Consider the following 20,072-nt stretch of genomic DNA (forward strand, 5'->3'; position numbering starts at 1 on the left):
GCTCTAGTTGAAGATCACTTCGTATCGCATGCGCGCGCCGGGCCCCGGCCCGATCGGGACGACGAGCAACACCTGCTCGCCCAGCTCGGAGCACGTCAGTCGATGCGTGCCCTGAGGCGCGTACGACTGGCCCTCTCGCTGCGCGAACACGAGCGAATAACAAGACAGTCCATCACGCGTACCGAGATCGCGCACCGACTCGAGCACGAGAGAGAGCGTCCAGCGCTCGTCGTCCGACGTCGGTGCGAGCGTGAACTCGCGCCCTTCGAGCGCGCGATATCGCGACACGTCGAGCCGCTCGCTCATGCGCGCCCCGCCGAATGCGCGAGGAAGAGATACACGCCGCGATCCTCCTCGACGCGGAACCCGAGCCGCTCGTAGAGCCGCAGCGCGGGGTTGTTGCGCTCGACGTGGATCGTCACGCTCGCGCCTTCTTTGCGGGCGCGCGCGATCACGCGCTCGATCAGCGACGCTCCGATGCCGCGGCCGCGGTGCGAGGGGATCAGGGCGATGTCGACGATGCGGATCTCCCGCTCTCCGCGCGAGAGATAGAGTCGCCCGATCGGCGCGCCGTCCTCCTCGATGACGTCGAATCGCGCGCCGTCGTAGTGCTGCTGATAGTGCGCGTGCTGGAGCGCGTACTGCGACGCGAGGAACGCCGTCTTCTGGGCGTCGCTCCACGGCACCGGGCGCAGCTCTTCCTCGCGCGTCGACGCGTAGAGCCGCTCGAGGAACGGACGGTCCGCGTCCGTCATCGGCCGGAGCGTCACGCGGGACATCGGATCGAGCGCGAGCTCGACGTAGCGCTCGGCGCTCATGGACGCGGCGGGAAGACGCCCTGCAGTGCGATGCAGAACGTGATCGCGAGGTACGGCATCAGGTTGTTGTGCGGCTGCGAGCTACCGCTCACGCCCAGCGCCAGCGGGCTCATCGCGGTCGTCGGCGACGATGCGCCGGGAGGCGCGTACAGCGCGAGCCCACCCTGCGTCATCGCGGGCTGACCGGCGCCTGGATGGCCTTCGTAGCTCTCCGCGCGAGAGAACGACACGCCGTGGCCGTGCGCCGGAATCTCCGTCGTCAGGAGCGTCACGGTCGCGCTGCCGCCCACCGCGCCGAGGGGACGCGGCGTGAGCCCCGGCCCGTGCCCCGCGCCCATGGCCGCGGCGCCCTGCAGGTTCGGCAGTCCGAACGTGCTGCGCCCGTCGCCGCCGTACGTCGTGCCGAGCAGCGAGAAGAGCGCGGTGTTCTGGGCGATCGCCATGATCTGCCCGTTGCACAGCGCCCATCCGCGCGGCGCGAAATTGAGGCCGAACATGCGCACTTCGGCGACGAACGGATCTGCCATGGTCTCGCTCCGCTCAGGGACGTGAGGGGTAGAGGCCGTAGAGCGCGATGATGTAATTCAGCGCGACGTACGGCTGCATGTTGTCGTGCGGCTGCGAGCCACCGACGACGCCGACCTGTGGGGACGACGTCACGTGGGGTGCGTCGACACCGTACGCCGTGACCGCGGCGCTCGGCATCGCGGCGAGGAACGCGTTCGTCGGGCTCGTGGTGCTCGCGTTCGCGTCGCTCGCGTGCAGCGCGTGCGTGTGCGCGGGGATCTGGCTCGTCGTCAGCGTGACCGTCTCGGCTCCGCCGCCCTCGCCGAGCACGTGCCCGGTGCCGACGTGCACGGGCACGCGCCCGCGGAGATCGGGCAGCGCGAACGTGCTCACGCCGTCGCCGCCGTGGGTCGTGCCGACCACCACGAAGAGGAGCTCGTTCTCCGCGATCGACACGAGGCTGCCGTCGCAGATCGCCCATCCCACGGGCGCGAAGTTGCCGGCGAAGAGCCGGATCTCACCGACGTACGGTTCCGACATCGCATCTCCTCCCGACGACTCAGCTGCGGCTCGGATAGATGCCCTGCAGCGCGATGCAGAACGTCAGCACGCGATAGGGCTGTCGATTCTCGTGCGGCTGCGAGCTGCCCGTGGTCGTGATGGCGCCCAGCGCCATCGGCACGAGCGCGCTCGTCGACGTCGAGTACGCGGGCTGTCCGCGGCTCGTCGCGAGGGTCGCGCCGGCGCTCGGCACGATCTCCGTCGCGACCTCGCTGCGCGCGACGAGCGCGTGCGTGTGCGCGGGGATCTCGTGGTTCGTCAGCGTGTGCGCCGCTTCGCCGCCGCGCTGCCCCTGCACGAACCCGGGCCCGACGTGCACCGGGACGCGCCCGCGCAGATCGGGCAGCGCGAACGTGGTGCGCCCGTCACCGCCGTACATCGTGCCGAGCAGCGAAAAGAGCGCCTGGTTCTGGTTGATCGCGAGGATCTGCCCGTTGCACTGCGCCCATCCGCGAGGTGCGTAGTCGAACGCCATGATCCGAATCTCGGACAGGAACGGCTCGGCCATCGATCTCCCTCTCGTCGGTGCTCAGGGGGCCACGCAGGACGTGAAATTCGACGTCGCGCCGGAGAGCGCGACGGTGCCGCCGAGCGGATTCTGCGACTGGACGTACGACACCACGCTGCTCGGCGTCGTGGAGCCGAGCCCCACGATCCCGAAGCGGTCGCCCGCCTCGAGGCGCAGCGAGAAGCCGGTGCCGCCGCGGTTCCCCGACATCTGCGCGCACACCGTGCTGAGCCCGCTCGCGGCGGTGCCCGATTGCACACGCACGCCCGCGACACCGCTGCTCGGCATCGTGAGCGTGTTGTCGCGCAGCACGAGCGCGAGCGTGCCGTCGACCTCGACCGAGCGCAGCCACACCGCGTAGCCGCTCGTGCCCGAGATCGAGTTGTTCTCGATCACGACGCGCGCATACGGCATCTCGATCGCCGGATCGAGATCGTCGCCGAGCGCGATCGTGAGCCCGTTCGCGCCGAGGTCGGTGCCGACCGTCGTCATCGTGTTGGCGCGCACGACGACGTCGTCGGCGCGCGCGGTGCCGAGGAGCTCGACGCGCACCGCGGTGAACGTGACGTTCGAGACCGTGTTGCCCTCGAACGTGAGGCTCGAGATGGTCCCGGCCGCGTTCACGATCGCGAGCGCGCTCGTGCTCGCGTTGCGCAGCTCGCAGCCTCGCACGACGACCGCGCCGCTCAGCATCGTCGGGCTCGCGACGGTCGCGTCGTCGAAGTCGAGCGCGGTCGCGGTGCCGGTCACGCGCATGCCCTCGAGCGTGATCCCGTCGACGACCACGCCGCGCACGCCGCTGGCGGTGGGAGCGTTCGCGATCGCGAGCGACCGGAGCGTCACGTTGCGCGCGTTGGTGAGGAGCACGCCGTCGGACGTGGTGCTCTGGATCGTGCCGCCCGATCCGTTGTTCGCGCCGGTCCCGTCGCCGACGATCGAGAACGAGCCCGTGTTGTTGGTGACGACGATGCCGTTCGGTCCGCCGGTCGCGCTCACCGCGCGCAGCGCGATCGTGCCGCCGACGTTCGTGAGGTGCACCGCCTCCGCGCCGCTCGCGGTCACCGACACGAGCGCGACGTCGACGCCACTGGCGCCGCTCGCGACGAGACCGCGCGACGACGACGAGACCACGACGTCGATGCCGCGCACGTACACGCTCGTCCCGAGCGTCAGCGTGCCCATCCGCGGCGCGACCGCCGACACCGCCGGGAACGCGCGCGCGTAGGTCGCGGGCGCGAACCCGAGGTGCGCCGTCGTGACGGCGATACCCTGGCCCAGCAGGCGGACGCCTGCGCCGAGCGTGTACGCCGAGTACGCCGCACCGCTGCCCGCGACGTGCACGACGTCGCCGCTCGACGTCGCGGGGAGCTCGCCGAAGTTGCGCACCGGCCGCACGCGCGTCCCGCTGCCGCCCGCCGCCGCGCTCGCGTCGACGAACCACACGCGGTTCTGGATGCCGAGCGAGACCGTCGCGACCACCGACGCCGCGGCGTTGGTGATCGTGTACGCGAACGCGTCGTTCGCGATCGCGCCCGCGGGCGGCTCGTACACGAACGTTCCGTCGGACTGCAGCACGACACGGCCGCCGAGCATCGTCGTGAGCGGCGCGCCGACCGCGGTGGTCGAGGCCGCGACCGAGCTCGGGCCGTAGCCCGTGATCGTCGCGCCGTTCAGCGTGTCGTTCGCGAGCACGCTGCCCGCGAGCGGCACGTCGATCGGCACGTTGCCGGTCACCCCGTACGCGTCGTTCGTCACCGTCGGCGGCGAGACCGGCGCGACGACCGTCATCGAGAACGTGATCGTCGCGGCGGTGCCGACGCCGTTCTGCGCGCGCACCACGACGTTCGCGTAGGTGCCCGCCGTGGTCGGCGTGCCCGAGATGCGGCGCGTCGCCGAGTCGAGCGCGAGCCCGGGCGGGAGCGTGCCGGAGATGACGGCGAGCGTCGGCGCGGGGTGGCCCGAGACCGTGAACGTGTGCGAGTACGCGGTGCCGACGGTGAGCGATCCCGGCGGCGTGCCGGCGATCGACGCCGCTTCGTTCACGGTGAGCGTGAAGCTCTGCGCCGCGACGTTGCCGAGACCGTCGCTCGCGGTGAACGTCAGCGGGTACGTGCCGCCGGTGCCCGCCGCCGGCGTGCCGCTCAGCGTGCGCGTCGCCGCGTCGTAGACGACTCCCGTCGGCAGCGTGCCGGCGAGCGCGACCGTGGGCGCGGGGAAGCCCGTCGCGGTGGCGGTGAACGTGCCGGCGGTGCCGACCGTGAAGGTCGTCGCGCTCGCCGACGTGATCGCCGGCGGCTGTCGCACCGTGACCGTGACCGAGAGCGTCGCGTCCGCGCCGACGCCGTTCGTCGCGGTGACCGTGACCGGATACGTGCCTCCGGTGCCCGCCGCGGGCGTGCCCTGGATCCGGCGCGCCGCCGCGTCCAGCGCGAGGCCGCTCGGAAGCGAGCCAGTCAGCGCGAGCGTGGGAATCGGATATCCCGCGCCCGTGAACGCATACGTGCCATTCGTGCCGACGGTGAACGTCGCAGTCGCCGCGCCGCTCAGCGCGGGTGCTTCGCGGATCGTCAGCGTGAACGACTGCGTGGCGACGGTGCCGACTCCGTTGCTCGCGGTGAACGTGAGCGCGTAGGTCCCGCCGGTGCCGGGCGCGGGCGTGCCGCCGAGCGTGCGCGTCGCGGGATCGAACACGACGCCGGTGGGCAGCGCGCCCGCGATCGAGACCGTCGGCCTCGGCGTGCCGATCACGGCGACCGCGAACGACCCCGGCGTGCCGACGGTGAACGTCGTCGCGTCGGGCGAGCCGATCACGGGCGACTCGCGCACGTCGATCGTGACGTCGAGCGCCACGTCGGGACCCACGCCGTTGCTCGCGATGATCGAGACGGGATAGGTGCCGGCCGAGCCCTCGGCGGGCGTGCCCGAGATCGTCCGGGCGGTCGCGTCGAACACGAGGCCGATCGGGAGCACATTCGAGAGCATCGCAGTCGGCGCGGGATATCCGGACATCGAGAACGAATAGGACTGCGCCTGTCCGACTCGGAACGTGGCAGTCGCCGCACCGGTGATCACGGGCGCCTGCTCGACCGTCAGCGAGAACGTCTGCGTCGCCTCGGGCGCGACGCCGTTCCGGGCACGGACCGTGAACGAGTACGCGCCGCCCGAGGTCGCGCTCGGCGCGCCGACGAGCGACGACGTCGCGGTGTCGAACGTCACGCCGCTCGGCAGCGTCCCCTCCACCGTGATCGACGGCGTCGGGTGCCCGGTCGCGACGAACGCGAACGGAAGGCCCGAGGAGTCGCCCGCGCGCAGCGTGAGCGACGACCCGCTCGTGATCGCGGGCGCGCGCTCGACGGTCACGCGCACCGTGCCGCGATCCTCGCCCTCGGCGTTCGCGATGACGTAGTCGAACGTCACCTCCCCGCCCGAGCTCGCGCCGGCGACGAACGTGAGGCTCCCGTCCGCGCGCACCGTGATCGCGTCACTGCCGACGGTGACCGTCGCGCCCGCGGCATGATCGGTGTCGCTGCCGCCGAGCGATCCGCCGCCGAACGAGACCAGCTCCGGCGCGGGCGCGCCGACGTCGTCGGCGAGCAGCGACGTGGGGTCGCTCGCCGGGATCTCGAGCGTCTCGCCCGCGCGCACGGTGAACGCGTCGTCGGTCGCGAGCGGCGCGTCGCGCACGTCGATGCGCACGACGCCGATCGACGTGCCCGTCGCGTTCGCGAGCTGGTACTCGAGCTCGAACGGCCCGACGAACGCAGGCGCGGGTGCGAAGGTGAGCGTTCCGTCGGCCTCGACCGTGACGCTGCTGCCCGCGACCGTCGCGGTGCTGCCCGCGGCGTGATCGGTCACGTCGCCGCCGAGCGAGCGCGCGCCGAACGACGTGATCACCGCGAGCGGCGCACCGAGCGCGTCGTTCGCGAGGAGCGTCGGGTGCGTGGTGCCGTCGGCGACGAGCGTCGCGCCGCGCGCGACGGCGTACGCGAGATCGTCGACGGCGGTGGGACGCGCGCTCACGTCGATCGTGACCGTCGCGGTCACCATGCCCGCGACGTTCGCGAGCCGGTACGTGAACGTGTCGTCGCCCTGGAAGCCAGTCGCAGGCGTGAAGACGAGCCCACCGTCGGGCGCGAGCGCGACCGTGCCGCCTTGCGTCGAGGTGGTGTCGAACGCGTCGATGCGCGCGCCGTTCGGCGCGTCGTTCGCGAGCACACCGGGCGCGTCGATCGTGAGCGCGGTGTCGGGCAGCGTGCCGTAGCGATCGTCGGTCGCGACCGGCACGTCGACGAGCGTGAGCGTGACCGTCGCGGCGGTGGTGCCCAGCGTGTACGTGAAGTCGTCGTCGATCGGCGGCGTGTCGGTGATCGACGGCGGCGTGTAGACGAAGCTGCCGTCCGCGGAGAGCGCGACGACGCCGCCGAGGCGCGAGGTGGCGTCGAACGCGGTGATCGTCGCGCCCGCGATCGTGTCGTTCGCGAGCACCCCGGGCGCGTCGACCGTGTGGGCCGCGCCGATCGCGATCTCGAACGCGTCGTCGACCGCGAGCGTCGTGTCGACCTGCGCGTCGAGGTCGCCGGCGTCGTCGTCCGGGATCGCGCCGTCGTCGGGGACGCTGGCCGCGTCGTGTCGCGACGCGTCCGCGCCGCTCGCGTCCGCAGCGCTCGCGTCGACGACGCCGGCGTCGTCGATCGAGCCGTCGTCACCGCCGCACCCCGCGGCGAACGGAGGCAGCGCGGCGAGCGCAGCGAGGACCAGGATTGGCGTGGAACGCGACGTCGACCGCATCGAGGCCAGGCTTGCTCCAGGATCCGTCGGCGACAGAATCGTCCGCCTGAACGGGATCCGAGCCGCCGATTAGCAGCGAACGCGGCCGCCGTGTCAAGCGGGTCGACGCGACCGACCTCGCGAGCGTCCTCGAGCCACCGCGATCACCCCGTTGCGCGCGGCTGCTATCGTCGCGCCGATGCGTGCGCTCGTGTTGATCGTCGCCCTGCTCGTCGCGCCGAGCGTCGTCCGTGCCCAGGACGACGACGAAGCGCTGCCGATCGATCCTCCGGCGGACGCCCAGCCACCCGCGGACACCTCGCGCGACGAGGAGGCACGCGCGCTCTTCGCGGCCGGTCGCACGGCGTTCGAGGCGGGACGCTTCTCGGACGCGCTGTCGTACTTCCAGCGCTCGTACGAGCTGAGCGGGCGCTCGATGTTGCTCTTCAACATCGGGAGCGCGCACGACCGCATGCGCCAGGACGTGGAGGCGCTCGCCGCGTTCGAGGCCTACCTGCGCGCGGTGCCGAACGCGCCGAACGCCCGCGAGGTCGAGGCGCGTGTCGAGGTCCTGCGCCGCGCGATCGCGCAGCGCGAGCCAGCGCCGGAGACGACGGTCGAAGCGCCCGCGCCCGAGCCGGAGATCGCGATCGCGCCCGAGGTCGACCCCGCTCCGGTCGCGCCGCAGCCCGCACCGGAGCGCGCGTTCGCGCCGATCGGCTCGTCGATCCTCGGAGGGCTCGCGCTGATCACCGGGGGCGTGGCCGTGTGGTCGTGGGTCGACGCGAACGCGCGCTACGAAGGTCTCGAGACCGGGTGCTTCGCGATGCGCGGCGCATGCACCGACGCCGAGATCGACGCGAGCGGCGTGGACACGCAGGTCACGGTGACGAACGTGCTCCTCGCGTCGTCGCTCGCGCTCGCGGCGGCGGCGGTCGTGGTGCTCGTGCTCGAGATCCCGATGGGTGGCGACGACGACGAGGGCGCGCCTGCCGTCGCGCTGCGCGCAGGCCCGACGTCGGTCGCGGTGGAGGGGCGATTCTGATGCGCAAGCTGCTCTGGCTGGGCTGCGTCCTCGCGCTGGTCGCGACGGGCTGCTCGCTCGATCTCGATCGGCTGCGCGGCACCCCCGACGCGGGCGACGAGATGGACTCCGGGATCGCCGATGCGTCGATGCCGATCGACGCGCCGATGCAGCGCGAGGACGCGGGCCTCGATGCCTCGACCGACGCGTCGACCGACGATGCCGGAAGCGACGGCGGCGTGCGCTGCACGGCGACGTGCGCGGCGAGCGCGACGTTCGGCGCGCCGCGCGACGTGAGCCTCGCGAGCGCGCCCGTCGACGTGGAGCTCGGGGACATCACGGGCGACGGCTTCCTCGACGTCGTGGTGCTCACGATGGACGGCTCCGTCCTCGTGCTCTCCGCCGAGCCGGATGGCGCGGGGTGCGGGTCGCGCGCGCTCAGGGCGACGGACACCGTCGCGTCGACGTCGGGCGCCGCCGACCTCGCGCTCGGCGACGCCGACGACGACGGCCGCCTCGACGCCGCGGTGGTCGGGACCGGCGGCGCCCTCGCGCTGCACACGACGGACGCGGCCGGCAAGCTCGGCGCGGCGCAGACGCTCGACTTCGAAGGGAACGCGTTCGGCGTGACGTTCTCGGGCCGGCGCATCCACGTCGCGGGCGGCGGCACGTCGGGCGCCGTTCGCGCGTTCGAGCTCGCGGGCGGCGCGCTCGTCGAGCTCGAGAGCGCGAGCGCGCCGCCCCTCGTCGAGATCGCGTCGATGACGCTCGCGGACGGAACGCCCGGGCTCGCCTCGAGCAGCCTGATCGGCGCCGCAGTGCTGGTCGATCGCGTCCAGGAAGCGGGCGCGCCCACGCGCGTCGCGACGGTCCCGGTGAGCGCGGGCAGCCACATCGCGTCCGGGGATCTCGACGGCGACGGCGACGACGACCTCGCGATGAACGCGATCGGGACGAGCCGCGTGACGATGATCCTCGCCGACGGAGACACGTTCACGCTCGCGCCGCGCGCCGATGCGTCGGGCGTCGTCGATGCGCTCGCGATCGGCGCGCTCGACGACGACGAGCAGGTCGACGTCGCGGTGATCGTCGGCACCGCGGTGTACCCCTACGTGCTCGGCGATCCGCGCGTGCCGGGCGGGGCGCTGATCGGACGGCCGGGCGTCGCGCTGGACGGCGAAGGACGCGACGTCGTGATCGGTGATCTCGACGGAGACGCGCTTCCGGACCTCGTCGTGATCGGCGAAGCGAGCGGCGGACACGAAGTGCGCGTCGTGCCCGGCGCGTGCCCGTGACGAGGAAAACGCGAACGGCGCGCCGACTCTCGTCGTGCGCGCCGTTCGTCGGGCGATCGATGACGTGGCCCGGTCAGGGCCCGGCACCGCCTCCGAGGCCCTGCTGCTCGAGCTGGCGACGGATCTGCTCCATCACCTCGGGCGGGAGCTGCGCGCCGCCACCTTCACCGCCCGGCATCGGCATCGGCATGCCCTCGCCGGGCGCGCCCTCGCCTTCGCCCGGCGGGGTCGCGGGCGCGCTCTCCGTGAACGACGTCGCAGTCGGGCTCACGCGCTCGCCGAGGAACCGGCTGATCACGTAGATCGTCGGCTCGCCCTCGCGCTGCGCGTAGAAGTCGTGCCGCTCCGCGTTCGCCTCGTTGCCGAGGATCACGGTGAACGTCTGCGGGCCCTCGTCGCCCTCGCCGCGCGTCGTGAGCGTCACGCGCGCCGCATCGGGGCCGAGCCCCGCGCTCTCGGGCGTCACGTCGGGCCCTGCGAAGTCGGCCGCGCGCATGCGCGCGAGGCTCGCGACCATGCTGCGCACCTTGCTCGCCTGGAAGCCCTCGATCGCCGTGAGCGGCGCCGGCGCGGCGGGCTCGGGCGGAGGACGACGTCCGGCCGGCGGCGTCTCGGGCGCCGCGGGCGCCGGCGGGACGTACGAGATCTCCGCCTGCCGCCACTCGCCGAGCGTGGGCTGCGCGGGGGCCTCACCCTCGCCCTCCGGCGCGGCGGGCGCCGCGGCGGGCGCGCGATCGAAGCGGAACGTGCCGTTCGGCCCGCGCCACGCGACCTCGGTCACGTCGTCGGCCTCGACGTTCAGGATCGCGCGGTCACGCCAGTCGCGCAGCTCCTTGTTGAACGCGAACTTGATCGAGCCGCGCACCGAGACGACGCGCTCCTCGCCCTCGAGCCGCACCATCGTGTTGCCCGAGCGGTACGCGCCGATCCAGAGGTCCGCGAGCGCGTTCCCGTCCGCGCCGCGCGCGACCACGCGCACGCCGTGCGCGGGATCGACCTCGAGGCGCTCGTGGAACTCGGGGTTCGACGCCGCGACGCCCGCGACCTCCATCTCGTCGAGCTTGTCGAGCGCCGTCGAGACCGCGCTCTGATCCGCGATGACCTCGATCGGCTGCGTGACGAACCACTGCTCTTCGCGGCGCTCGAGGCGGATCGTCTGACCCTCCGCCTCGGGCCGCGTGATCTCGATCACCGAGATCTGATCGCGCGACAGATCCGGGAACCCGCGCGCCTGCTGCGTCTCGCGCACCGGCGTGTCCCCGGTGCGCACGCCCCACGCCCAGATCGCGAGACCGCCGACTGCGATCAGCAGAAGGCCCGCGATGGGCAGCCTGTTCTTGTGCCAGTCCATCGTGTCTGCGCCTCAGAGCTTCAGGGTGGCCTTCTTGCGCTGGCGCATCTGCCAGCGGATCAGACCGAACGCCGCGACCGCGAGCGGGATCGCGAACGTGTTGCCCCACTTGAAGAGGTTCTTGCGCTGATCCCACGCGCGCACCGCGGCCTGACGACGCTCGAGCGCGTCCTGCGCGCCCGCCTCGTCTTGCCCCTCGAACGCCGTCATCGCGTCCTCGGTCGCCTCGGTCACGCCGCGCGGAACGTCGAGCGCGGGCTCCTCGATCGACTTCGCGCGCACCGCGATCAGATCGCTGTCCTGCGCGAGCCAGTCGATCGCGTTCAGCGGCAGCGCCATCGCGCCCGCGAGCTGCGCGTCCTCGACGCGCTCCGCCGGCGGCAAGAACTCGTCGCGGAGGATCGTCGAGGTGCCGATCACGAAGAGACGCACCTCGCTCTCGCTGCGCTCCGGCGACTCGATCGAGGCAGCCTCGCCCTCGCCCGCGCTGCCCGCGAACGCGCTCGGGAGGGTCGCGGTGACCGCGACGGAGAGCGTGTGCGGTCCGTCGAAGCCCGAGACCTCCCACTCGCGCGGCTGGCGAATGCGGAGATTGACGTCGTCGCCCGAGAGCGACCACGACTCCTCGCTCGAGCGCAACAGCGTCGTGCCCTCCGCCTCGCGGAAGCGATCGAGCGTCTCGATCCCCGACGTGAAGAAGAGCTGCGCCTGGTCGAGGCGGAAGAGCACCGGGTGGCTCGCCTGCTCCTCGGTGATCGGCACCGTCGGCGCGGGCGGGTACGGCACCGGGATCGCGAAGCCGAGCGGCGTGCGCAGCGGGACCGTGCCGCAGCGCGCGTCGGCGATGATGTTCTCCTGCATGCGCACGCCGTACGCCTCGAGCAGGCGGTTGATCCCGCTGTTCGTCGGCTGCGCCTGGATGTCGGGGCCCGCGTCGGTCGCGACCTTCATCGAGCCGCCGAACACGCCGAGGCTGCCGCCGCGCATCACGAACTGATCGATGCGGCGGAGCTCGACGTCGCTGAGCTCGCTCTGCGGATCGACGATCAGCAGCGCCTTGATGTTGCGGTCGATCTCCTGCGACGCGTCGACCTCGCGGATCGTGTACGTCGGGAGCATTCGCTGCAGCGTCGCGAGGCCCTTCGTCGGCGTCGGGCTCTCGTGGCCCGAGAGCACGCCGATCGCGATGTCCTCGCCGGTCAGCTGCTTGATCGCCATCGTGATGGCGTACTCGAGGCCCGTCGTGTCCTGCGGGAGCGACGCGATGACGTGGCGGTCACCGACGTACTCGAACACGAGGCCGCGGTAGCCCTCCATGACCGCGACGCGGTCCGACTCGAGGCGCTGGTGCTGCATGAGGCGCACGCCCGCGCGCTCCGCCTCCTCGCGCTCCTCTTCGTCGTCCGGATGCACCACGCGCACTTGCACGTGCCCGTTCGACGCGGCCTCGTACTCCGCGAGGATGTCGCGGACGTAGCGCTCCTGCGCGTTGAACGGAGGCGGCAGATCCGGCGTGAAGTACGCGGTGATCGTCAGCGTGTCGTCGAGCTCGCGCGCGACGCGGCGCGATCCCTCGGACAGCGTGAACACGCGATCGCGCGTCGCGTCGACGCGCGCGAAGAAGGAGAGGAACCCCAGCAGGTTCAGCGCGATCAGGATGCCCGCGACGATCGCGAGGAAGCCGAGCGACTCGGCGCGCTGGCGGCTCGCCTGGCTGCGCGCCGGCGTGCGCTTGGCGGCTTCGCTCTTCTCGGGAGCCTTCTTGGTCTCGTTCTCGTTGGCCATGGCTCAGCTCCAGCGGCGGCTCTCGAGCGCCCGGAACGCGAGCATCAAGAAGATGGTCGCGAAGGAGACGAAGTAGATGACGTCGCGCGTGTCGATCACGCCGCGGCCCATGCTCTCGCGGTGGAAGTCGAACGTGATCCATTCGAGGAACGACGCGAAGCTCCCCGACCAGAGCGGCAGGTAGAAGCCGAGCACCGTCATGAAGAGGAACACGAACGTCGCGACGAAGAACGCGACGAGCTGGTTCTCGGTGAAGCTCGACGCGGCGATGCCGAGCGCGATCATCGCGCAGCCCTGCAGGAAGAGCCCGAGGTAGCCGGTCGCGACCTGACCCCAGTCGAGCGAGCCGAGCTGCGCGACGCTGATCGGATAGGGCAGCGAGCAGAGCAGGAGCACCGCGAGCAGCCCGACCGCGCCGAGGAACTTGCCGAGGATCACCTCGGACTCGCGCACCGGCATCGTGATGAGCAGCTCGAGCGTGCCGCTGCGACGCTCGTCGGCGAGCAGGCCCATCGTGATCGCGGGCGCTCCGACGATGAGCATCCAGCTCATGAACCGGAACATCTCGCGCACCGACGCGCGGTTCATCAGGAAGAACGGCTCCCAGAAGAGGAAGCCGACGATGAGCAGCGAGAGCGCGATCACGATGTACGCGACCGGCCCGTTGAAATACGCGCGGAACTGACGGCCCGCGATGGTGAGCGTGTTCTGCATCACGCGTTCTCCTTCGACTCGGCGCGGTCCGAGGGCTCTTCGTCCTCGTCCTCCTCCTCGTCGTCTTCGTCTTCGTCGCCGGCAGCGAGCGCGCTGTCCTCGCCGAGCGTGAGGTCGCGGAAGACCTGCTCGAGGTTCTCGCCGCGCGTGCGCAGCTCGAGGAGCACGAGGCCCTTCTCGACCGCGGCGCGGAACAGCTCGGCGCGCAGATCCTCGGAGGTGCGCGACACGATCTCGAGCGCGGTGGCCTTCGTGTCGTCGGTCTTCGTCTCGCGCACCGTCTCGACGCCCGGCAGCGAGCGGAACGCGCCGATGACGTCACCCGCGTCGCGATAGCCCTTCGCCGCGTTCGCGCTCGCCTTGTCCACGTGGACGACGTAGCGGTTGCGGCCACGGCTCGTGAGCGCGGCGGGCGTGTCGTCCGCGACGATCTTGCCCTTCGCGATGATCAGCACGCGCTGGCAGGTGACCTGCACCTCCGCGAGGTTGTGCGTGCTGAGGATGACCGTGCGCTCCTTGCCGATCTCGCGGATGAGATCGCGGATCTCGAGCGCCTGGTTCGGGTCGAGGCCCGACATCGGCTCGTCGAGGATCAGGATCGGCGGCTCGTGCACGAGCGACTGCGCGATACCGACGCGCTGGCGGTAGCCCTTCGAGAGCTGGCGGATCTCCTTGGCGATGACGTCGCCGAGGTGCGTCTGCTCGACGGCCTTCTTGATGCGCTTGCGGGCCGCGTCGCCCTTGAGGCCGCGCATCTGCGCCATGAACTCGAGGTACTCGAGCACGAGCATCTCGGTGTAGAGAGGCGTGCTCTCGGGCAGGTATCCGATGGACGCGCGCACACCGAGCGGGTCCTCCCAGATGTCGTGCCCGTTGATCGACGCCGTGCCTTCGGTCGGCGCGATGAAGCACGTCAGGATCTTCATCGTCGTCGACTTCCCGGCGCCGTTCGGGCCGAGGAAGCCGAGGACCTCTCCCTTGCGCACTTCGAAGCTCGCGTTGTCGAGCGCGCGCTGCGGCCCGTAGCGCTTCGTCAGGTTCCGGGCCTCGATCATCACGTCCATGCTCTGCCGCCTCGTTGGGGTGGGCTGGGGCTCGCAGGGTTCTCGCTGGGAAACCGGGGGCTCCGGCGGGCGCGGACGATAGCCGCTGCCCTTGACGTGTCAATTCCCGAGCCGAGCGCGCGCGGGAACGCGGTGGCCGCGGGATTATTCCGGGTCGGGGGCGAGGGCCGGGTCGCTTTCCGGACCCGGACCCGTCAGTGCACGAAGCTCCAGTCGACGCCGGGTCTCACCTCGAGGTGGACGTGGTTCGCGTGCGCGTCGTCGTGGTGCGGGGTGAGCACGACCTGAAACAGATCGTGCTGCACCGCCGCGCACACCGCGGCGCGCATGCGCGCCGTGCCGTCGTCGTCGCCCTCGTGGCTCGTGCAGGGATCGACGCCGCGCGCGCGATCGAGCCACGCGTCGAGCACCGGCAGGCGTCGCCCGTCCTCGAGCACGAACGCGAGCGCGTCGATCGCGAGCGCATGCGCGTGGCCCGACACGCGACCTCTCCCTCCGACGCGCGCGCCGGGTCGGTAGATCGACACGTGCTCGATCCGCGCGACACCCTGCGCGCGCAGGTCGGGCGCCCACGCGAGCAGCGCGACCGCGAGGCGACAGTCGATCACCGAGTGCACGCCCTCGTCGGGCGTGATGCGCACTCCGTCGAGCGGCCCCGCGAGACGGATCGGATGCTCGACCCCGCTCGCGTCGCTCGCCGCGACCGACTCGAACGCGACGCCGGCCCCGCGCAGCGCCGACTCGCACGCCGAGCGATCCAGCGCTCCGATCGCGCGCCCCCGTCCCGCGATCGCCGCGGCGCGGCGCGCGCCGCTCGGCGGCAGCAGCACGGTGCCGCAGTCCTCGTCGATGCCGTCGGCCTCGAGCTCGCGCGGCAACGGCACGTCGTCGGTCACCCAGCCGGCCAGGAGGAGCAGCGCGAGCAGCGAGGCGGTCAGACGGCGCGTCATCTCGGAGCGAATGGTCGGATCGCCGAACGACGATGGCGAAGAAAACGGCGGCGCGCTTCGCGAACCGCTTATCGAAGCGCGACGGAACCCACGGGACGCGGCCACTCCGCAGACCGGGCGTCGGTGCGCGCAGACGACGCTCACGGTCCGGCGGGCGTCCCCGGTAGAATCGTCGCGGGTCCAGGGAGGTCGCAGATGTCCGTTCGCAGTGCTCGTCTTCACTTCGTCGCGTCGATCGCATCGATGCTCGTCGTCGCGGGATGTGGGCGGAGCGAGCTCGATCTGTTCCGTGATGGCGGCGGCATCGCTCCGAACGACGGGGGCGGCATGGACGCGGCCGTCGACGCGGGCGACGCCGGCGAGGACCCCGGCGACGCGGGCGACGGCGGCCACGTGATCGACGACGGAGGCGACGCCGGAGACGCGGCGCCCGACGGGGGCGACGGCGGCGTCTGCAACTTCGACGAGGACTGCGACGACGACCTCTTCTGCAACGGTCAGGAGCGCTGCCGCAGCGGCGTGTGCGTGCGCGGCGCGGCGCCGGCCTGCGCGGACAGCGTCAGCTGCACGAACGACCGCTGCGTCGAAGCGACGCGCAGCTGCGAGTCGATCCCCGATCCGTCGCGCTGCGACGCCGGAGAGATCTGCAATCCGATGGCCGGCTGCATCGTGATGCCGTGCGCGACGGACGCGAACTGTCAGGACGGCTCGTTCTGCAACGGCGCGGAGCGCTGCGTCGGCGGACGCTGCGCGCCGGGCGCGCGCGTCGCGTGCGACGACGGCGTCGACTGCACGCTCGACGAGTGCAGCGAGATGCTCGACCGCTGCACCACGACGCCGCGTGACGTGCTCTGCGACGACTCGCGCTTCTGCAACGGCGCGGAGACCTGCTCGCCGATGGGCTGCGTGCGCAGCCCGGCTCCGCGCTGCGACGACGGCAACGCGTGCACGATCGACCGCTGCGACGAGTCGGTGCGCGCGTGCACGACGACGCCGCGCGACGACGACGGCGACGGCGTGCCCGCCGTGAGCTGCGGCGGCGGCGACTGCGACGACCGCAACCCGCGCGTGCGCCCCGGCGTGCCCGAGCTCTGCCGCGACCGGATCGACAACGACTGCGACGGCGCGCTCGACTGCGACGACGCGACGTGCGCGATGACCGCGGAGTGCCTCACCTGCGTCCCGCGCGGCCCGCGCGAGGTCGCGTGTCGCGACATGGTCGACGACGACTGCGACGGCCGGGTGGACTGCCTCGATCCGGAGTGCGCGGCTCGCCCCGAGTGCCGCATGTGCACGCGCCGCGAGGCGCGCTGCGACGACGGTCTCGACGAGGACTGCGACATGCGCATCGACTGCGACGACGCCGACTGCGCGCGCAGCCCCGACTGCGTGTGCGCGTCGCGCGAGAGCGCCTGCGCCGACGGCCTCGACGACGACTGCGACGGTCGCGTCGACTGCGACGACAGCGAGTGCGCCGCCGATCCGGCGTGCCGCATGTGCACTCCGCGCGAGGTCTTCTGCGACGACGGGAACGACGACGACTGCGACGCTCGCCTCGACTGCGCCGACACCGACTGCGCGCGCTCGCCGCTCTGCTGCACGCCGCGTCCCGAGCAGTGCACCGGCGCGACGGACGACGACTGCGACGGTCGCGTCGACTGCGACGATCCGGACTGCACGACGAGCCCGAGCTGCTGCCGGCCGCGCGCCGAGATCTGCACCAACGCGGTCGACGACGACTGCGACGGTCTCGCCGACTGCAGCGACTCGGTCTCGTGCGGTCGCGATCCCGCGTGCCGCATGTGCTTCCCCGAGCTCTGCCGCGGCGGCGCCGACGAGGACTGCGACAACCGCTTCGACTGCGACGATCCCGACTGCTTCGCAGATCCGATCTGCGCGGTGTGCACGCCCCGCCCCGAGCGCTGCACCGGCGGCGTCGACGACGACTGCGATGGTCGCACCGACTGCGCCGACACCGACTGCGCGCGCGACCCCGCGTGCAGCACGTGCATCCCGCGGCCCGAGATCTGCGGCGACGGCGCCGATCAGGACTGCGACCTGCGCGTCGACTGCGACGACTCCGACTGCGCGCTCGACCCCGCGTGCCGCGTCTGCGTGCCCGAGGTGTGCACGAACGGCGGTGACGACGACTGCGATGGTCGCGCCGACTGCTCGGACTCCGACTGCCGCGCCGCGCCGACCTGCGTGAGCTGCACGCGCGAGGCGTGCGAGAACGGCGCGGACGACGACTGCGACATGCGCGTCGACTGCGACGACTCGGACTGCGCGCGCAGCCCCGCCTGCCTGACGTGCGCGCCGAGCGAGACCTGCCGAAACGGGCGCGACGACGACTGCGACGGTGACGCCGACTGCGACGACAGCGAGTGCTCGGGACAGCCGATCTGCTCGTTCTGTCTGCCGATCGAGATCTGCGGGACCGGCGTCGACGAGGACTGCGATCGTCTCGTCGACTGCGACGACCCGCAGTGCGCGCGTGATCCTTCGTGTCAGCCGGGCTGCGTCGCGGAGGCGTGTCGCAACGGGCGCGACGACGACTGCGACGGATCGTTCGACTGCGACGATCCCGACTGCGCGGGACAGCCGCTCTGCCTCGTGTGCCTGCCCTTCGAGATCTGCAACAGCGGCTTCGACGAGGACTGCGACGCGCTGAGGGACTGCGACGATCCCGACTGCGAGTTCGAGCCGGGATGCGGCGCGTGCACCGGCTTCGAGGACCAGTGCACGAACCGCTTCGACGAGGACTGCGACGGGCGCACCGACTGCGCGGATCCCGACTGCCAGATCGATCCGTCGTGCTGCGTGCCCACCGGCGCCGAGCAGTGCGGCAACGGTGTCGACGACGACTGCAACGGCGCGCCCGACTGCGCGGACCTCGCGTGCTCGAGCGATCCGGCGTGCTGCGTGTTCCAGGGCCCGGAGCAGTGCGGCACCGGGATCGACGAGGACTGCAACGGTCGCATCGACTGCGACGATCCCCTCTGCGCCGGCACGCCGATGTGCTGCGTGCCCACCGGGCGCGAGCGCTGCACGGGCGGCGTCGACGAAGACTGCGACGGCCTCGTCGACTGCGGCGATCGCGAGTGCGCGACGTCGCCGGTCTGCGCGCTGCGCGACGCCGGGATCCCGCCGCCGCCGCGCGATGCCGGAGCGCGCGATGCCGGTGCGGTGTGCACGCCGGTCGAGGGCACGATCGCGATGTGCACCAACGGGCGCGACGACGACTGCGACGGCGCGGCGGACTGCGCGGACGGCGACTGCTCGCCCTTCCCCGACCTCGGCGAGTGCTGCAACGGCGCCGATGACAACGGCAACGGCCTGTCCGACGAGTTCGCGTGCGGCTGCTCGTCGAACGCGGAGTGCAGCGGCATCAACGTGTGCTGGGCGGACACGCTGGGGCTCTGCGGGCCGCGCTGCTCGCTGATCGGCGGAGACGAGTTCTGCGCGCAGATCGATCCGGGGCTGCGCTGCTCGGCTGCGACCGGGACGTGCACGTTCTGAAGACGTGACCTCGCGCACGCGCGCCGCGCGTGAATGGGTATTCAGCGCGGGATCGCTCCAGTAGCGTCCGACGCCCGGAGGCTTCTCATGAACCGTCCGGGCTTGATCTTGCTGCTCGTCGCGTCGATCTCCGGATGCGAGTCGACGCCGCTCTCGAGGAGCGTCGGCGCGCCGATCGTCGACGGCGAACGCGAGACCGGCGAGCGCGCCGTCGTGCTGATCCAGGCGGTGATCGGCGCGTGCACGGGCACGCTGATCACCGATCGCGTGGTGCTCACCGCGAAGCACTGCGTGCAGCAGCAGAGCGCGATGAGCCCCGCGCCTCCGTCGTTCTTCTCGGTCGGGGTCGGCGATCGCGCGGGCGCGACGACGAACCACCGCGTGCAGCAGGTCGTGACGACGCCGGGCCGCTTCTTCATCGGCGACGGCACCGACATCGCGCTGCTGATCCTGCGCGAGCCCGTCGAGGGCGTGGAGCCGATCACGGTGCGTCGCGAGGTGCCCACGGATCTCGTCGGCAGCACGGTCACCGCGATCGGGTTCGGCACGACGCGCGAGCGCGAGGTCGGGATCAAGTACCGCACGACCGCGACGATCGAGAACGTGACCGCGACGGTGCTCGAGGCGCGCGACACCATCTGTCAGGGCGACTCGGGCGGCCCGATCATCCTCGAGGGTGACGGCACGCGGCCGCGCCAGATCGTCGGCGTCGCTTCGTACGGTCTCGCGGCGAACCAGGGCGACTGCCCCGCGATGCTCGACGCGTGGAACCGCGTGGACACGTACCTCGGCCTGATCGACGCCGCGATCGTGCGGAGCGGTGCGTGCGTCGCGACCGGCGAGGAGCTGTGCAACTCGATCGACGACGACTGCGACGGCGAGACCGACGAGGGCTGCCTCGCGCTCGGCGAGGCGTGCGAGCGCGACGATCAGTGCGCGTTCGGCCGAGGCGCTCCGCGACGGCGCGCCTCCGAGCGCGCTGTGCGCCGACGTGGCGGGGATGCGCCGATGCACGCGCCCGTGCGATCCGCTCTCGCCCGCCGCGAGCTGCAGCGAGATCGTGCCGCCCTTCGGCGGCGATGCGATCGCGGTCGATGGCTTCTACTGCGCCACGAGCGCGGGCTGCGAGGGCCTCTGCGCCCCGGGGTCGGAGGGCTCGGGCTCGCCGGGTGATCCGTGCAGCGCCGACACCGAGTGCGCGTCGTTGCG

Annotated in this window: 15 protein-coding genes; 4 read left to right on the forward strand and 11 right to left on the reverse strand. The window is 72.0% G+C overall.

Annotated elements, in window-relative coordinates; genetic code table 11:
* Positions 1-3: 3 nt before the first annotated feature.
* Genes DB32_RS23790 through DB32_RS23815 form a run of 6 tightly spaced genes read right to left on the reverse strand, consistent with a single transcriptional unit; the run spans position 4 to position 7,182 of the window.
* Positions 4-306, reverse strand: a complete 303-nt coding sequence (locus DB32_RS23790) for a DUF6916 family protein (RefSeq protein WP_053234936.1) — start codon at positions 304-306, stop codon at positions 4-6.
* Positions 303-818 (reverse strand): GNAT family N-acetyltransferase, encoded by a 516-nt coding sequence (locus DB32_RS23795; protein ID WP_205627076.1) that lies wholly within the window; start codon positions 816-818, stop codon positions 303-305. Before DB32_RS23795 ends, DB32_RS23790 begins: the two co-directional genes overlap by 4 nt.
* On the reverse strand, positions 815-1,345 hold the full coding sequence (locus tag DB32_RS23800; protein ID WP_053234937.1) for a phage tail protein: 531 nt from the start codon (positions 1,343-1,345) through the stop codon (positions 815-817). The genes DB32_RS23795 and DB32_RS23800 overlap by 4 nt, the downstream gene beginning before the upstream one ends.
* Positions 1,346-1,358: 13 nt before the next feature.
* Positions 1,359-1,865, reverse strand: coding sequence for a phage tail protein (locus DB32_RS23805; RefSeq protein ID WP_053234938.1), 507 nt, complete (start codon positions 1,863-1,865; stop codon positions 1,359-1,361).
* A gap of 19 nt (positions 1,866-1,884) precedes the next feature.
* The gene (locus tag DB32_RS23810; protein WP_053234939.1) at positions 1,885-2,394 is read right to left on the reverse strand and encodes a phage tail protein; all 510 of its coding nucleotides are present in this window, start codon (positions 2,392-2,394) and stop codon (positions 1,885-1,887) included.
* Positions 2,395-2,415: 21 nt separating this feature from the next.
* Complete coding sequence (locus tag DB32_RS23815; protein WP_053234940.1) at positions 2,416-7,182, reverse strand: beta strand repeat-containing protein; 4,767 nt, start codon at positions 7,180-7,182, stop codon at positions 2,416-2,418.
* Positions 7,183-7,360: 178 nt separating this feature from the next.
* On the opposite strand from DB32_RS23815, the gene DB32_RS23820 reads away from it, so the two are divergent.
* Positions 7,361-8,206: a tetratricopeptide repeat protein gene (locus tag DB32_RS23820; RefSeq protein WP_053234941.1), complete on the forward strand. Its 846-nt coding sequence runs from the start codon at positions 7,361-7,363 to the stop codon at positions 8,204-8,206.
* A complete protein-coding gene (locus DB32_RS23825; protein ID WP_053234942.1) occupies positions 8,206-9,480 on the forward strand; it encodes an FG-GAP-like repeat-containing protein in 1,275 nt (424 codons plus the stop codon). Before DB32_RS23820 ends, DB32_RS23825 begins: the two co-directional genes overlap by 1 nt.
* A gap of 73 nt (positions 9,481-9,553) precedes the next feature.
* On the opposite strand, the gene DB32_RS23830 is transcribed toward DB32_RS23825, so the two are convergent.
* The 5 genes from DB32_RS23830 to DB32_RS47025 form a co-directional block, all read right to left on the reverse strand.
* Complete coding sequence (locus DB32_RS23830; protein ID WP_053234943.1) at positions 9,554-10,831, reverse strand: DUF4340 domain-containing protein; 1,278 nt, start codon at positions 10,829-10,831, stop codon at positions 9,554-9,556.
* Between the two features lie 12 nt (positions 10,832-10,843).
* The gene (locus DB32_RS23835; RefSeq protein WP_053234944.1) at positions 10,844-12,616 is read right to left on the reverse strand and encodes a GldG family protein; all 1,773 of its coding nucleotides are present in this window, start codon (positions 12,614-12,616) and stop codon (positions 10,844-10,846) included.
* A 3-nt stretch (positions 12,617-12,619) separates the two neighbouring features.
* Positions 12,620-13,330, reverse strand: a complete 711-nt coding sequence (locus DB32_RS23840) for an ABC transporter permease (RefSeq protein ID WP_053234945.1) — start codon at positions 13,328-13,330, stop codon at positions 12,620-12,622.
* Entirely contained in the window at positions 13,330-14,385 is a 1,056-nt protein-coding gene (locus DB32_RS23845) for an ATP-binding cassette domain-containing protein (protein WP_053238930.1), read from the reverse strand. Before DB32_RS23845 ends, DB32_RS23840 begins: the two co-directional genes overlap by 1 nt.
* 203 nt (positions 14,386-14,588) lie before the next feature.
* On the reverse strand, positions 14,589-15,344 hold the full coding sequence (locus DB32_RS47025) for an extensin family protein (protein ID WP_053234946.1): 756 nt from the start codon (positions 15,342-15,344) through the stop codon (positions 14,589-14,591).
* Between the two features lie 195 nt (positions 15,345-15,539).
* Here DB32_RS47025 and DB32_RS23855 point away from each other — a divergent pair, with 195 nt between their 5' ends.
* Entirely contained in the window at positions 15,540-18,863 is a 3,324-nt protein-coding gene (locus DB32_RS23855) for a MopE-related protein (protein WP_169791532.1), read from the forward strand.
* Between the two features lie 87 nt (positions 18,864-18,950).
* Entirely contained in the window at positions 18,951-20,036 is a 1,086-nt protein-coding gene (locus DB32_RS23860; RefSeq protein ID WP_053234948.1) for a S1 family peptidase, read from the forward strand.
* Positions 20,037-20,072 lie beyond the last annotated feature (36 nt).

The sequence above is a fragment of the Sandaracinus amylolyticus genome, from assembly GCF_000737325.1.
Taxonomy (GTDB): Bacteria; Myxococcota_A; Polyangia; order Polyangiales; family Sandaracinaceae; genus Sandaracinus; species Sandaracinus amylolyticus.